Annotated in this window: 8 protein-coding genes, 1 tRNA gene and 1 pseudogene; 4 read left to right on the top strand and 6 right to left on the bottom strand. The window is 43.0% G+C overall.

The genetic code is table 11. The annotated features are described in order from the left end of the window. Nucleotides 1-1,547: pseudogene (locus F902_RS22585) on the bottom strand (beta strand repeat-containing protein); the annotation flags it as partial. Nucleotides 1,548-2,163: 616 nt separating this feature from the next. Continuing rightward, nucleotides 2,164-7,134 (bottom strand): beta strand repeat-containing protein, encoded by a 4,971-nt coding sequence (locus tag F902_RS03445; protein ID WP_005201157.1) that lies wholly within the window; start codon nucleotides 7,132-7,134, stop codon nucleotides 2,164-2,166. Between the two features lie 502 nt (nucleotides 7,135-7,636). Here F902_RS03445 and F902_RS03440 point away from each other — a divergent pair. Beyond that, nucleotides 7,637-7,713 (top strand) — tRNA-Arg (locus F902_RS03440). Between the two features lie 41 nt (nucleotides 7,714-7,754). Here the strand turns inward: F902_RS03440 and F902_RS03435 are convergent. Together F902_RS03435 and F902_RS03430 are read right to left on the bottom strand one after the other, a co-directional pair. Then, nucleotides 7,755-9,053, bottom strand: coding sequence for an SRPBCC family protein (locus F902_RS03435; RefSeq protein ID WP_005201154.1), 1,299 nt, complete (start codon nucleotides 9,051-9,053; stop codon nucleotides 7,755-7,757). A 158-nt stretch (nucleotides 9,054-9,211) separates the two neighbouring features. Further along, a complete protein-coding gene (locus F902_RS03430) occupies nucleotides 9,212-10,000 on the bottom strand; it encodes a hypothetical protein (RefSeq protein ID WP_017402425.1) in 789 nt (262 codons plus the stop codon). Nucleotides 10,001-10,164: 164 nt separating this feature from the next. Here F902_RS03430 and F902_RS03425 point away from each other — a divergent pair, with 164 nt between their 5' ends. Both F902_RS03425 and F902_RS03420 read left to right on the top strand, forming a co-directional pair. Then, a complete protein-coding gene (locus F902_RS03425) occupies nucleotides 10,165-10,662 on the top strand; it encodes a YcxB family protein (RefSeq protein ID WP_005201150.1) in 498 nt (165 codons plus the stop codon). Between the two features lie 33 nt (nucleotides 10,663-10,695). Then, entirely contained in the window at nucleotides 10,696-11,337 is a 642-nt protein-coding gene (locus tag F902_RS03420; protein WP_005201148.1) for a fumarylacetoacetate hydrolase family protein, read from the top strand. A gap of 110 nt (nucleotides 11,338-11,447) precedes the next feature. Here the strand turns inward: F902_RS03420 and F902_RS03415 are convergent, their stop codons facing one another. Continuing rightward, on the bottom strand, nucleotides 11,448-12,248 hold the full coding sequence (locus F902_RS03415) for an AraC family transcriptional regulator (protein WP_005201145.1): 801 nt from the start codon (nucleotides 12,246-12,248) through the stop codon (nucleotides 11,448-11,450). Between the two features lie 107 nt (nucleotides 12,249-12,355). On the opposite strand from F902_RS03415, the gene F902_RS03410 reads away from it, so the two are divergent. After that, on the top strand, nucleotides 12,356-13,261 hold the full coding sequence (locus F902_RS03410) for a DMT family transporter (protein ID WP_005201142.1): 906 nt from the start codon (nucleotides 12,356-12,358) through the stop codon (nucleotides 13,259-13,261). Nucleotides 13,262-13,287: 26 nt separating this feature from the next. Here F902_RS03410 and F902_RS03405 read toward each other — a convergent pair whose 3' ends face one another. Then, nucleotides 13,288-14,538 carry a YihY family inner membrane protein gene (locus F902_RS03405; protein WP_005201141.1) on the bottom strand — a complete coding sequence of 417 codons (1,251 nt, stop codon included), beginning with the start codon at nucleotides 14,536-14,538 and terminating at the stop codon, nucleotides 13,288-13,290. Nucleotides 14,539-14,576: the final 38 nt, after the last annotated feature.

The raw sequence follows: 14,576 nt of genomic DNA, 5'->3' as shown, positions 1-14,576 counted from the left end.
CCAGAAGCAGTTGAACCATTATTAATCAATGTGCCGACAACACCTGTGAGAGAACCCGCAGCACCACCGATATCCGCACCTGCTAAATCAGAAATTGCTTCTAATGTACCGTTTACGGTATCGCGCGAAGTTTCAAAGGTGAGGGTGCCTAAATTGGTGAGATCTGTGACTGGATGAACGCCCGGAAGAACACCGCTAATTGCACCACCTACCGTAGAGATGCCTGTGTTGATAATATCTGTTTTTAGGCTTTCAACGCCTTGAAGCACATCGATACCTGTTTGGATCACACCTGTGACAGGGTTATTGCCCAAGTCACCACCTGTAATGCCACCAATGATGCCCGTGATTGCGCCAAGAGGACCGCCTTCACCACCGCCAGTAATTCCGCCGATGATGCCAGTAATCGCACCAAGAGGGCCACCTTCACCACCACCGATACCGCCAGTAATGCCGCCAATGATGCCCGTGATTGCACCAAGAGGACCGCCTTCACCGCCACCGATACCACCAGTAATCCCTCCGATGATGCCTGTGATAGAACCTAATGGACCTGTGCTACCAATGTTGGTTACATCCCCTATAATATGTTGAACCAGACCTGATGCAGTAGACCCATTATTCAGCAGTGTACCAATGACACCTGTTGCAGAACCAATTGCCCCGCCAATATCTGCACCTGCAAGGTGGGAGATGGTTTCTAGTGTACCGTTTACCGTATCGCGCGAAGTTTCAAAGGTGAGGGTACCCAGATTTGCTAGATCTCCAATTGGGTGTTCAGATTGGTGCACTGCACTAATGACCGTGCCAGCAACAGTATTAATTCCTGTATTGATGATATCGGTTTTTAAACTCTCAAGCCCTTGAAGGACATCAATACCACTTTGAACAATACCTGTGACTGGGTTGTTCGCTAGGTCACCACCAGTGATGCCGCCAATGATTCCAGTCACTGCACCAAGTGGACCGCCTTCAGCTCCACCCGTGATACCGCCAATGATTCCAGTCACTGCACCAAGTGGGCCGCCCTCAGTTCCACCGGTGATACCGCCAATGATTCCAGTTACCGCACCAAGTGGACCGCCCTCAGTTCCACCGGTAATACCGCCAATGATTCCAGTCACTGCACCAAGTGGACCACCATTTGTTCCACCCGTAATACCACCAATAATGCCTGTGACTGAACCAAGCGGACCACCCTCGGTTCCGCCTGTAATTCCTCCAAGAATGCCTGTTACTGCACCAAGTGGATTACCACTTGCCCCGCCAGTAACACCGCCTAAAATATTTGTGACTGCAGAAATTGGGCTACTACTACCTGTTACATTTCCCAGAACGCTAGTAATTGAACTTATAGGATTGTTGGCTGCTCCACCTGTAAGATTGCTTACCGTGTGAGTTACGGTATTTGTTGAAACGATATTTGTAATTGTAGACAAGGACAAAGGAGCAAGGATTGAACCGCCAACGTGTGATGTAGATGTACTACTATCAACTAAGCTTGAAGTAATACTTTTAATGGGTGACAAAAGACTTTTGAAAAGCATAACGATACCTATATTTTTAAAGTTGTGTTGTTTTGAGTAATTATTAAATTGCTATGATTTTTTTGTGATTAAAGTCACATTAATCATATTTAGTGTTATATGTGGCAGTTATTTTGTCAATCTGTAACGGGCTTAAATATGATTGTTAAATGTGGATTTAAAATGTTGAATTTTAATATATTTATGGGTTGTTAATTTTAACTAAATTTACACTTGTATTTTATTTGAAAGGGTGAGGGGATTTTTATCATAGCGAGATAAGTTTTATTTATCATATAATTAAAGTGTTATTTGAGTACAATCTATGTCTTGTGAAGAAGGTGCTAGAAAGAAAGTTTTAAAATTTGTTACTCGTTTGCAAAAAAATATTTCCAGTGTTTTTCGGTTTTATTTAATTAATAAAGATCAATATTTTAAATTTTTTCTTAATTAATTTTTTTAAAATTATAATAAATCTAAAATCGTATTGTTTATGCTGTTTTTGACGTGTTATTTAAAAAAACTTACCAATCAAATGTGGTCTCTTTGGAATATTCTAATCTTAATTTGATGAACTTTATTAAGCTGCAAAAGAAAAGCCACTGATTAGAGTGACTTTTCTTGGTATTGCTATATTTTAAAAATGATGAAATGAGCCGAATAGGTGATCGGTTAGGTTTGTTAATGGTGAAGAAACTGAAATGAGATCGGTAATGCTTCCCCCATTTGGATTTGGTTCACCGACAGCAATGCCGGAAGAAGTCGAAAGTGTGCCAGTAATTATGGTGAGCAGACTATCTAGACTGTTACTGCTACCACTATTGTCATAGTTAATATGGATAAGGTTGTTGAGACCTTCCATAGTATTACCACTCGCGAGATCGCCGAGACTATCTTGTAGATTACTGATTGCTGAACTGCCACTGCCAATCACCATATTGATCGGTTGGGCAATACCAGAAAGAATACCATCGCCACTGATACCACCCGTGATGCTACCAATGATGTCTGTGATTGAGCCTAAAGGACCACCTTCACCACCACCGATTCCACCAGTCACAGCACCGATAATCCCACCCACATCAGTAAGATCGCCTGCAATATGTTGAACCAGTCCAGAAGCAGTTGAGCCATTGGTCACGAGTGTGCCAAGTACACCTGTCAGTGAACCCGCAGCACCACCAATATCCGCACCCGCTAAATCAGAGATCGCTTCCAGTGTTCCGTTTACCGTATCCCGTGAAGTTTCAAAGGTAAGGGTGCCTAAATTGGTGAGGTCTGTGACTGGATGAACGCCAGGAAGAACACCACTGATTGCACCACCTACAGTGGTGATACCTGTATTGATGATATCTGTTTTTAAGCTTTCAACACCTTGAAGCACATCGATACCTGTTTGGATGACCCCTGTGACAGGGTTATTGCCAAGATCACCGCCAGTAATACCACCAATGATGCCAGTGATCGCGCCAAGAGGGCCACCTTCACCGCCACCAATACCGCCAGTAATACCACCGATGATGCCAGTGATTGCGCCTAGAGGGCCACCTTCACCGCCACCAATACCGCCAGTAATACCACCGATGATGCCAGTGATTGCGCCTAGAGGGCCACCTTCACCGCCACCAATACCGCCAGTAATACCACCGATGATGCCAGTGATTGCGCCTAGAGGGCCACCTTCACCGCCACCAATACCGCCAGTAATACCACCGATGATGCCAGTGATTGCGCCTAGAGGACCACCTTCACCGCCGCCAATTCCTCCTGTGACGCCAGCAACAATACCTGTCACAGTTCCTAATAAGCCTGTTGCACCTTCACCATCACCTGCCACAATATGAATAAGATTGGTTACAGGGCTCAATGGATTGAACTCACCTTCACCATTTAGACCACTTAAATCAAGCACTGAGATGGCATTGCCTGAGAAGTTAATCGGAATCGTAATGGGTGTCACGATGCTTGCATCGTCGCCGTTACCATTGCCGATACCGAAATTATGGTCGCCATTACCAGAACCAATACCACCCAGTAGGCCACCAGAGCCATTGCCGGTACCATTTCCATTGTTCGTGGTGTCATTGTCCTGAACATAGTTGTTGGTTGTGGTAGATGAATTATTGTGTGAGTTTGCTGTTGCGCTGCCAAATAAAGAAATTGCATTGCCAGATAAATTAATAGGAATTGCAATCGGTGCTACTATGCTGGCATTGTCACCAATCCCATTGCCTATACCATAATTGTGTTCACCATTACCGGCACCTACGCCATTGAGTAAACCGCCAAGACCAAGGAGACCTCCACCAGCACCACCTGTACCATTGCCATCGCTATTACTATTGTCAGTGGAGTCGTTGTCCTGAACATAGTTGTTGGTTGTGGTGGATGAGTTGTTGGTTGAGTTTGCTGTTGCATTGCCAAAGATGGAGAAGGCATTTCCAGATGCATTTACAGGAACCGTGATTGGCATAACTACGCTGGCATCATCCGCAATCCCGTTACCAATACCGTAATTGTGTTCGCCATTACCTGCGGCTATACCATTTAATAGCCCACCACCGGCCGCATTACCTGAACCAGTTCCATTAGCGCCAGTATTACTGTTGTTGATGGTGTCATTGTCTTGGAAATAGTTTGAAGTGGTTGTAGATGAATTGTTGACTGAATTTGAAGTGGCGTTGCCAAAGATGGAGAAAGCATTTCCGGATGCATTGATTGGTGTCGTAATCGGTGCAACAACACTGGCATCATCCGCAATCCCATTGCCTATACCATAATTGTGTTCACCATTACCTGAGGCGACTCCATTTAATAAACCACCACCGACACCATTACCTGCTGTGCCGCCGACGCCCGTACTGCTGTTGCTATTATTGGTATTATCGTTGTCTTGGAAGATGTTGGTGGTTTTGGTTGAGGAATCATTGACTGAATTTGAAGTGGCATTCCCAAAAATTGAGAAGGCATTGCCTGAACCACTGATTGGGGTTGTAATCGGTGCAACCACACTGGAATCATTACCGATGCCATTACCAATACCATAGTTGTGATCACCATTACCTGCAGCAGGACCATTAGCCCAGCCACCCACGCCATTACCAGCAGAACCACCGAGTAGACCTATGCCACTATTACTATTGTCCGTACTGTCATTATCTTCATAATGATTGACAGCTGTGGTCGATGAGTTGTTGACTGAACTTGTGGTTGAGTCCCCAAATACGGAGAAGGAGTTACCTAAACCACTGAGTGGCGTTGTAATCGGCATCACCACACCGACATCATCACCGTTGCCATTACCAATGCCGTAATTATGTTCGCCGTTGCCTGACCCTACGCCATTGAGCAGACCGCCAATGCCATTACCTGAGCTGCCGCCTACACCTGTACCACTATTACTATTGTCCGTACTGTCATTGTCACGCACAATATTGGTAGTGGTGGTCGAAGCATTGTTATGAGATGCGTTATTGGCATCGCCCAAGAAGCTGAATTCATTTCCTAAGCCATTGATTGGCGTCGTGATGGGTGTGGTTACACCGACATCATCACCGTTGCCATTGCCAATACCGTAGTTTTGTTCACCATTACCAGAACCAATACCACTGAGTAGACCACCAATGCCATTGCCTGCACCGCCTACTCCAGTACCATGATTACTATGGTCGATATGGTCATTGTCTTCGACGATATTGGTCGTATTGGTTGAGCCGTTATTCACAGATGTATTGCCTGTATGGGTTGGATCATTACTGCCAAACCAAGAGACATTGTTACCCATCGCATTGATTGGGGTAACTATAGGTGAGGTCCAGTCGGCATCATCACCGTTACCATTGCCTATGCCATAGTTATGTTCGCCATTGCCCGCACTCACTCCATTGAGCAAACCACCGATACCGTTACCTGAACTGCCAGTCGTAGTCGTTCCGCTATTGCTATTGTCGGTTGTATCATTGTCTTGAACATGATTGAGTGTTGTGGTTGGCGCAGAGTTGCTAGATGAATTATCACTTCCTCCACCAATTGAATTGCCTAATACATTGAATGGTGTGGTCCATGGAACAGTAACATCGACATCATCGCCGTTACCATTGCCGATGCCGTAGTTTTGTTCGCCATTACCTGCAGCAGGGCCATTGCCCCAACCACCGACACCATTGCCAACATCACCTAGACCTGTGCCATTATTACTGTTGTTGGTTGTATCGTTATCCTGAATAATATTTGACGTTGTTGTTGGTGCGGTATTGGTGGAGTTAATATCGCCACCGCCTAAACCCGCAACTGAGTTACCGAGTACATGTACTGGCGTTGTCCAAGGAACCGTGACACTGGCGTCATCACCGTTGCCATTGCCAATTCCGTAATTGTGTTCGTCATTCCCTGCGCTAACACCATTCAGTAAGCCGCCGAGGCCATTACCCGCACCTCCAACGCCTGTTCCATTGTTACTATTATTGGTGCTGTCATTATCTTGAATGACATTGGAGGTCGAGGTTGGAGCAGTATTGATTGAGTTTACATCTCCACCACCGATGCCCACAACTGAGTTGCCTAAGGCTTGGAAGGGGGCTGTCACTGGGGTAGTGATACTGGCATCATCACCGTTGCCATTGCCGATGCCATAGTTTTGTTCACCATTTCCTGAACCAATCCCATTGAGCCATCCACCACCACTGCCATTGCCTGCAGCAGCAGTGCCATTGTTGCTATTGTTAACGGTGTCGTTGTCTTGAATTTGTGTAGTCGATGTCGTTGCTGCTGTATTTATAGTGTTAACATCAGCACCGCCTAAGCCAATAATTGCATTACCAGCCGCTTGAACAGGTGTGGTCCATGGCACAGTGATACTGACATCGTCGCCATTACCATTGCCAACTCCGTAATTATGCTCTCCATTGCCTGCTGCAACACCATTGAGTAGACCACCTGCATTGCCATTACCCGCAGCTCCAGTACCTGTGTTGCTATTATTGGCGCTGTCATTATCTTGAATGAGGGTAGTTGAACTGATTGGTGTGCTATTGATAGAGTGAACAGCACCACCACCCAATGCACCGATTGAGTTACCTAAAGCATCAAAAGGCACCGTAACTGGTGTGGTGAGATTTGCGTCATCTCCATTTCCATTACCCACGCCATAGTTGTGATCGCCATTGCCTGCTGCAACACCACTTAATAAACCGCCATTGCTACCATTACCTGCAGCAGTACCAGTATTACTATTGTTGATGCTGTTATTGTCTTGGATGTGAGTTGAAGACATTGTTGTGGTCGTATTGATTGAGCTAATGGGTGACGAACCTCCAAGCCAAGGAAAAGAGTTTCCTAATGCATGAAAAGCTGTAGTGAAAGGAAGAGGGACGTTAAGATCTTGGCCATTGCCAACACCGACACCATAATTTTGATTGCCATTTCCTGTTATTGCACTGAATAAACCATTATTTGAGCCATTATTGTTGTTGGTGATATTAGTACTCTCGACCACAACATGGTTTGTGGTTGATACCGTATTTACAGCAGTCGGTACTGCCGCTTGGTTATTACTACTCGAATGAGAAAGAATACCCGTAATTGGTGATAAAATATTTTTAAATAACATGTCGATATACCTATAATTATTGGAGTTTTATTTTTAATAAGCCTTAATAATTATGTGACTCCTGTCTCATAATGTGTTTATTAGTATTTATTGCTTATCTATTTGAAGTCAATATTGTGCTTTGTATCATATTTTTAAATAGCTATAAACATACGATAAAACAAAGAGATGTATTTTCTAGTGATCACGGGTTTATCGTTCTAATTTGGAATGCGATTTTTTTAATTCTTTATCAAAAATTGATAATCGATAAAAATATAAAATGACTCAAATATGGTTTATTTAAAGTTTAATCATTCACTTAGCGAATAATAAATGTTTGTGTCTAATTGAGGGGTATACAGAATTGGCAGTTGATATGAACCACTTATCTCACTGTTGTTGTGGGTTGAAGCATGCTGAAATGACCAATCACTGCTGAATCTATAGACAGTTGATCATGATCTTGTGAAAAAGGTCTTATCATTTGGGGAAAAGTGCGTATAATGCCCCCATCAAATATGCGCTCATAGCTCAGCTGGATAGAGCACTTGGCTACGAACTAAGGGGTCGGGAGTTCGAATCTCTCTGAGCGCACCAATTTGAATAAATAAACCGCTTAATTGCGGTTTTTTTGTGTCTTAAGTTTTTGCTTTAATTTTTTGTACAAATATGGCATTGCCACCCACCGCAGGAAGTACATCATGATAAGGCAGGCTGCGCATGGCTCTTAATAAGAATGGGGCCTTCTCATCGATTTTCATTGCGCTGGTCATGCTCAATAAGCTGCCTTGATTAAGTGAACTCAACTGCATTTTTCCTTTAATAAAACGCAAATCGCCACCATTGGCATAAAAATTATTTTCAGCCGCTTGCGGATAGTTAAAGCGTAACTTAAAGGCAAAGGGAATATTGATGACACCTAGACCAACATTGACTTGAATATCCGCATCCTGTGCCTGATTTTGGATGGGAGTGGTCACCACTTTTTTAATTTGCCGAGGGAACAGTTCCTGATAGGCCAATGGACTCAGCCATTTTTGTAAGGGTTGAGTCGGTTGTTTATAAAATTGATAGGTGGTGGTAAAACGCATGGATTCTCGGCCATGGGTATACAGCATACTGGTCGGTGCATGCAGGATACTGACAGGTTGCTGAGCAGATTGAATCAGTTGTGTGATTTTATTGAGTTGAGCTGCATTCAACTGCGGATTCGGCATTTGTCCTGCATTGAGTGGCTTAAGATTGGCTTGAATAAAACGGGCTCTTAAGGACTCTAAAATAAATGCATTACTACTACTTGGAATTCCGAGTTTGACCTCAGGAATGGCATTGAGAATTTTCTTAAAAATAAATCCTTTGGGTTGATTCAAATCGCCCCATTGGGTCAAGGTGATTAAGGTGCGGTTCTCGTCCAGTGCAAACCATTCAAATTTACCGACACCGTAGGGAATCGGCGCATCGATCACCAAACTGGCAATGCTATTGGGTTTGATCTGATGTTGTAGGGTGACGTCTTCATTAAAGTTGAGTACGGGAATTGGAGTTGGAACCGAGACCCGATATTTCATTTGTACCGTATTGCCTGATTGCTCTAATGTCTTCGCCGATTTGAGCGTTGGGAATAATCCGACATAGTGGTTGAAATCGGTCAGTGTTTTGGCCACTTGTTGTGCATTGACGGGAACAATGATCGCGGCTGAATTAAAACTGACATTGGGTTGAGGATTGTTTTTCAGTGTGGGAACCGCTGTTTTGGTTGCGGGATGCCCGTAAATAAAAATATTGTTTTGGGTATAACTGGCCAACAGTTGTGGATTATTTTGAAAAGGTTGTAGGGCACTCGGGATATTGTCTGTCCATGGTAGGATTTGTGCAAAACATGTTTGTGTAAGCCCCAATAAAATACAGGGCAAGATTAAACGATTTAAATAAGACATCACATTCCTTTGATTTTTATCCGTGATTTCATCCAATGACTTGATCTCCTGACTTGAGCGATCAATACTGCTTATTAATAATTTTTTTTATGCATGAAAAATAGTCGTATTGTGTAAAACCCGCTCAAGAGGATGTCTGGAGCGGGGCTAGGAAGAGTTTATTGTTCTGCCATTAAGCTTTTACGACGATAAACAAACAAGATGGCACCCAGTGGCAGTGCAATTTGCAAGATAATCGGACTATAGACCGTTTGCTGAAAGTAACCCGCACCTAAGACCAAGAAGCTCAGCATTTGAAAAGCGTAACTGCCATCGGTCCAATTCAGTGAAAATTGCATAAAGCCAAAGCAAATAAAAATTAACCACACCCATTTCCGTTTTTGCATGGGGGTTCTTATGCATAGGATAAAGGCATAAATGCAAAACAGCGGAATCGTAATGGCAAGGATAAACACGACATAATGCAGTAGACTTTTTCCTGCAAATGTAAAGCCATGCATGGCTTGGACAGAATGGTCAATCGGTTCAACATGAATGCCAATAATACGGATTTGATCTGCCTGTTTACTGAGTACGATTTTATTCATCAGCCAATGATCTGCAAATTCATATTCAAAGCTTAATTGATAAGTGACAACATCTTTAAATAAGCTTTTGTTGGCTGCAATTAACTTGATATTTTTAACGGGTTCAGGCGGAAATAAGCTTGCCATTTGAATCAAGGTGCTATGGGTTGATTCATCTTGGAGTTCTGGGCTGAGATATTTCTCAACGGCTGCATAGTTTTTTTTGCTGAGTTGATTAAACATATCTTCAGCAAAAGCCTTTTCTTGTGGCGGTACAATCTTTTCGAGAAAGGATTGTTGGCTACAGGCACTGAGTGTGATCAAAAGACCTAAAATCAACAGTAACGATTTGAACTGTTGTTGCATCTTCATCATTTTCATACTGTTAAATTCATCTATAAAATTAAATTGATATAAAAGGGCGCGCCCAAAAGAGAAAAAACATCACATTTAAATTTTGTATTAAATCGCGATAAATGTGATTTCCCATTAAATCATTTATGTTCTAATAGGTCAGTTTTTTTTCAAATGTTAGAAATCTAAAAATGTCTGAACAACGTCCAAGTGTATCGGTGCGCTATTATTTGAATTTAGAAGAATCACAAGATGGTTTTGCTTTGGTCACTTTTGGCAAAAAAACCTTTAGCCGCTTTTTAACCCCAGTGATCAGTATTGCGATTATTTTGTGGGGAATCTATTTAGGTTTTTCTGGTGTTGGACGTTATTACGTTGCACTGGGCGCTTTTTTTCTGGTGATGCAAACCGTTATGCGCTATTGGTTGTTGCCAATGTTGTTTAAGCGCCAATTTGTACGCTATCAGTTTGGTAAAAGTGAACAGGGGATTGACCTTTATCAAGATCACTTTGAACTGTATGCTGCAGGCAAAAAACAAAGTGCACAATATGCCGAAGTCCAATCATTTGCGGTTGGCAAGTTGACTTATATGTTAGAGCTGAAAAGCCACACTGTGGTAATCGTACCTAAACGCGCATTTAGCGATTCAGCAGAGCAAACAAAATTTGAAAATAGTTTCAAGAAGTAAGTTTATCGACGGTTGAAAGAACAAGGAGTTTTCATGAGTACACGTCCTTCAAAAATTGTGTGTGTGGGTCGAAATTATGCCGAACATGCCAAGGAATTAGGTAATGCCATTCCTGAGCGTGCCTTGCTTTTTATCAAACCACCCAGCAGTCTTGGTTCTTTGACGCAAGGTGTAAGCTGGAATCAAGCACTGGGTGAGTGTCACTATGAATGCGAAATTTGCTTGCAAATCGCACATCCTTTATCGCAAGAAACCGATCCAGCCAAAGCCTTGGAAGCCATTGGTGCAATCACTTTAGGTCTGGATTTGACCCTACGCGATTTACAGAGCGATTTAAAATCAAAGGGCGAACCGTGGGAACGTGCCAAAGCCTTTGATGGTGCCTGTATTTTGGCGGACTGGATTGAAGCAGACGAAATTGGTGACTTGCAAGAGCTAGAGCTGATTTTGAATATCAATGGGGTAGATCGTCAGCACGGTTTTACCAAAGATATGATCTTTGATATTGGGACTTTACTTGTTGAGATTAACAAATCGTTTAGTCTGGAAGTTGGTGATGTCATTATGACGGGTACACCTGCTGGTGTTGGCGCATTACGTGCCAATGATCAATTGACCATGAAATTGATTACTCAGTCTGGCGAGTATGACTGGAATACTTTTGTAAAAGCCTAAGTTGAAATAAAAGGGTGGCGCTGTAATTGATATCAGCGCCATTTTTTTATGCATGAAAAAAGTGATTTTCTTTTTAGCTGTTCGTCTAGTTGGGTGAGCAAACGAAAGGTTTAGCGCCCTTGATACAGTTTACGAAATTGATCTGGGGTGAAATGCATCCAACGTTTAAACATATAAATAAAAGCCGATGAACTGGCATAACCTAAGTCCAAAGCAATATTTTCAATGGTTTTACCCTGATTTAACATCGACATCGCTTTCATCACTTTTAAACGTTGCCGCCATTCGTGTAACGACATCCCCAATTCTTTTTGGCTATAGCGGGCAAGGGTACGTTCAGTCATATTGATCATCTGTGCAAGCTGCTCCAAAGTACTATTATCCGAAGGGAATTCATGTAAATGGGTCAATATTTTAGCCAGTGCTGGATGTTCGGTGGTCGGCAAATAGCTCCCGACTAATTCCGCATGGGTCAGTGAATCGAGCAAAACTTGCAGCAAGCGTAAATATTCTGGATCCTGTTCAGAAAAGGGATGTTTGCGGATATGTTCGAGCAGTGCAGAAACCAAGGGTGCAGACAATAAGATACCTGCCTGCTGAGGCATGTTTTGACAGAGTGATTCATGCACGTACAAGGTGCAATGGGTGACCTCATTACGATTGATGCCACTGTGTTGTAAATGCGGTGGTAGCCAAATCCCATAAGGTGGTGGGGTTAAGTAATGAATTTGCTCAATATTGACTTCTAACACACCATCAAAAGCATAGATAAATTCTCCCCAAGCGTGTGCGTGTTGTGGGTAAAACGTCTCTGCAGGTGCGTCCCGAATCTGAAGCCATAACGGCGCAGGAATATCGTTGTAGGTCGGGATTGGCTGAAAATCTTGAATTCTTTGTGCTGATTTTTTCATAACATGAGAATTGCCTGAAAATACGCATCTATTGTCGTAATTTCACTATATCATGAAAATAAGACAGTCTTATATTGGTGCTCAAACCATAAAATCAGGAGCGCGCAATGGATGAGCGTAAAGCATTAGATGCAACGGCATCGGGTCTGATGATCGTACTGTGTATGATCTGGGGACTACAACAAGTCATTTTAAAAATGGCAGCTCCTGATATTTCGCCCTTAATGCAAATCGCGCTGCGTTCGGGCCTTGCCGCCATACTGCTTTTACCCTTACTTTACCTCGATAAAACCAGTCAACTTTTCAATCGCCAGAATTTAAAAGCAGGTGCACTGGTCGCTTTTCTATTTTCTTTAGAATTTTTTTTATTGGCACAAGCTTTACAGCTAACCTCGGCTTCACATGCCGTGGTGCTGCTGTATACCGCACCGATTTTTGTCGCCTTGGGCTTACACTGGAAACTTCCTTCAGAGCGTCTCAGTCTGTTGCAATGGACAGGTATCGGGATTGCCTTTTTAGGGATCGTAGTGACGTTCTTACGTGCTAATTCAGGTGGATCGATTGCGGATCGACAGATGTTGTGGGGTGATTTGCTCGCTTTGGCAGGCAGTATTGCTTGGGCAGCGACCACGATTACCGTACGTTTATCCTCACTGGCGCAAGCTGCCGTAACACAAACCTTGTTTTATCAATTGGCGGGTAGTTTTGTGCTGTTGTTTGGCGCGGCTCTGGTTATTGGGCAAGGCACGATTCATTTCACCCCATTGGTGATGGGCAGTTTAGCTTTTCATACCTTGGTAGTTTCTTTCGCCAGTTTCTTGGCATGGTTTTGGTTGCTACGAAATTATTTGGCTTCCCGTCTGGGCGTCTTTTCCTTCCTGACCCCTTTATTCGGGATGGCTTTTGGTGTCTGGTTATTGGGCGAAAAAATTGAACTGAACTTTGTGATTGGTTCTACGTTGGTCTTGCTTGGCATTGTAGTGGTGAGTTTACAGGGCTGGTTAAGGAAATAAAAAAGACCTCGAAAGAGGTCTTTTTCTTACTTCTGTTCAAACAGAGTGGACAGTGGAATGGAAAGCTTGGCTGCTAAATAATCATTACTTTCAACCAAGGAAGGGCCGAGTCGCTCCATCCATTCATCGTCCTGATGGATGTGCTCAACATCGGGACGTAACGGTAGTGGATAAGGCAGGGCGGTGAAGAAACTCCAAAAATCCACCTGAGCCAGATTACGGACCAAGACATATTCGTCTTTGTCCGTACGCATAATCAGGTTTTGGGCTTCTAGTTGTAAGATAAAAGACGGTAAGCGACCGAGTTCACCACGACCAATAATATTTAACAGCTCTTTTTCGCTGACACTTTGTCCGATTTGCTGTTTTTTATAAAATAATTCCAGAATGTCCAGCATCATTAATATCGGGTGACGCTTTTGTTCTTTACCTGAATGGAAGGCGGTGAGTGCATAACTGATTTCGACCCCGAGTAAGATAATGTTCCAAGATAAATATATCCACAGCAGGAAAATTGGGACCGCTGCAAAGGCGCCATACACGATTTCATAGCTGGTAAAGTTACTCATCACCCAACCAAAAAAACGCTTCAAAATTTCGAAGATGGTGGCACTAAAGCAGGCTGCAATGAAGGCAGAAAAAACAGGCACAGTTCGATTGGGAATGGTCCAATATAAAATAAAGAAACCGACAATGGTTAATAAAAATGAAATCAACCACAGAATAAAAGCACCATCGAGTTGATAACCCGCAAAGTTATTACTGAGTACATTGATTGATGCGACGGTCGAAGACAGCACAAAGGCACTGCCCAAAACAATCGGTCCCAATGAAATAATGGTCCAGTAACGCATAAAACCGACCAAGCCCGTTCGAGTCTCCTTAACCCGCCAAATTCGGTTAAATACATTTTCAATCGAGGTCAGCATCAGCACGGTGGTGACAAACAGGAACAGCACACCAATAATGGTCAGGTTACTGGATTTCTCAGTAAAAGCACTTAATGCCTTATCAATGGCAATGGTACTTTTCGGTAGAAAGTTACTATAGATCAGCTGTTGTAGTTGTTGTCTGGCAGGTTCAAGTGCTTTAATCGAGGAGATAATCACTAAAAAAACCGTCAGCATCGGCACGACTGCAAACAGGGTGGTATAGGTTAAACCTCCTGCTTGTTCCCGACAGCGATCGGCTTCAAAACGTCGTAACACAAATACAATAAATTGAAACCATGTTTCCTCTAAAAAAGGCAGTTTTTTTAGATAACGATTTAAGATCATGGGTTCTATCCTAGTTATTTTTAATAAAAATCCTGTCT

Source organism: Acinetobacter higginsii, from assembly GCF_000369525.1.
Taxonomy (GTDB): Bacteria; Pseudomonadota; Gammaproteobacteria; order Pseudomonadales; family Moraxellaceae; genus Acinetobacter; species Acinetobacter higginsii.
The sequence above is the reverse complement of the archived record's forward strand: the minus strand, read 5'-3'. Positions and strand labels throughout refer to the sequence as shown.

Bases quoted from the DNA above. Each gene is read 5' to 3' on its own strand.
- F902_RS03415 (WP_005201145.1), bottom strand. From the start codon at position 12,248: ATGAAAAAATCAGCACAAAGAATTCAAGATTTTCAGCCAATCCCGACC.
- F902_RS03425 (WP_005201150.1), top strand. From the start codon at position 10,165: ATGTCTGAACAACGTCCAAGTGTATCGGTGCGCTATTATTTGAATTTA.
- F902_RS03420 (WP_005201148.1), top strand. From the start codon at position 10,696: ATGAGTACACGTCCTTCAAAAATTGTGTGTGTGGGTCGAAATTATGCC.
- F902_RS03430 (WP_017402425.1), bottom strand. From the start codon at position 10,000: ATGAAAATGATGAAGATGCAACAACAGTTCAAATCGTTACTGTTGATT.
- F902_RS03405 (WP_005201141.1), bottom strand. From the start codon at position 14,538: ATGATCTTAAATCGTTATCTAAAAAAACTGCCTTTTTTAGAGGAAACA.
- F902_RS03410 (WP_005201142.1), top strand. From the start codon at position 12,356: ATGGATGAGCGTAAAGCATTAGATGCAACGGCATCGGGTCTGATGATC.
- F902_RS03435 (WP_005201154.1), bottom strand. From the start codon at position 9,053: ATGTCTTATTTAAATCGTTTAATCTTGCCCTGTATTTTATTGGGGCTT.
- F902_RS03445 (WP_005201157.1), bottom strand. From the start codon at position 7,134: ATGTTATTTAAAAATATTTTATCACCAATTACGGGTATTCTTTCTCAT.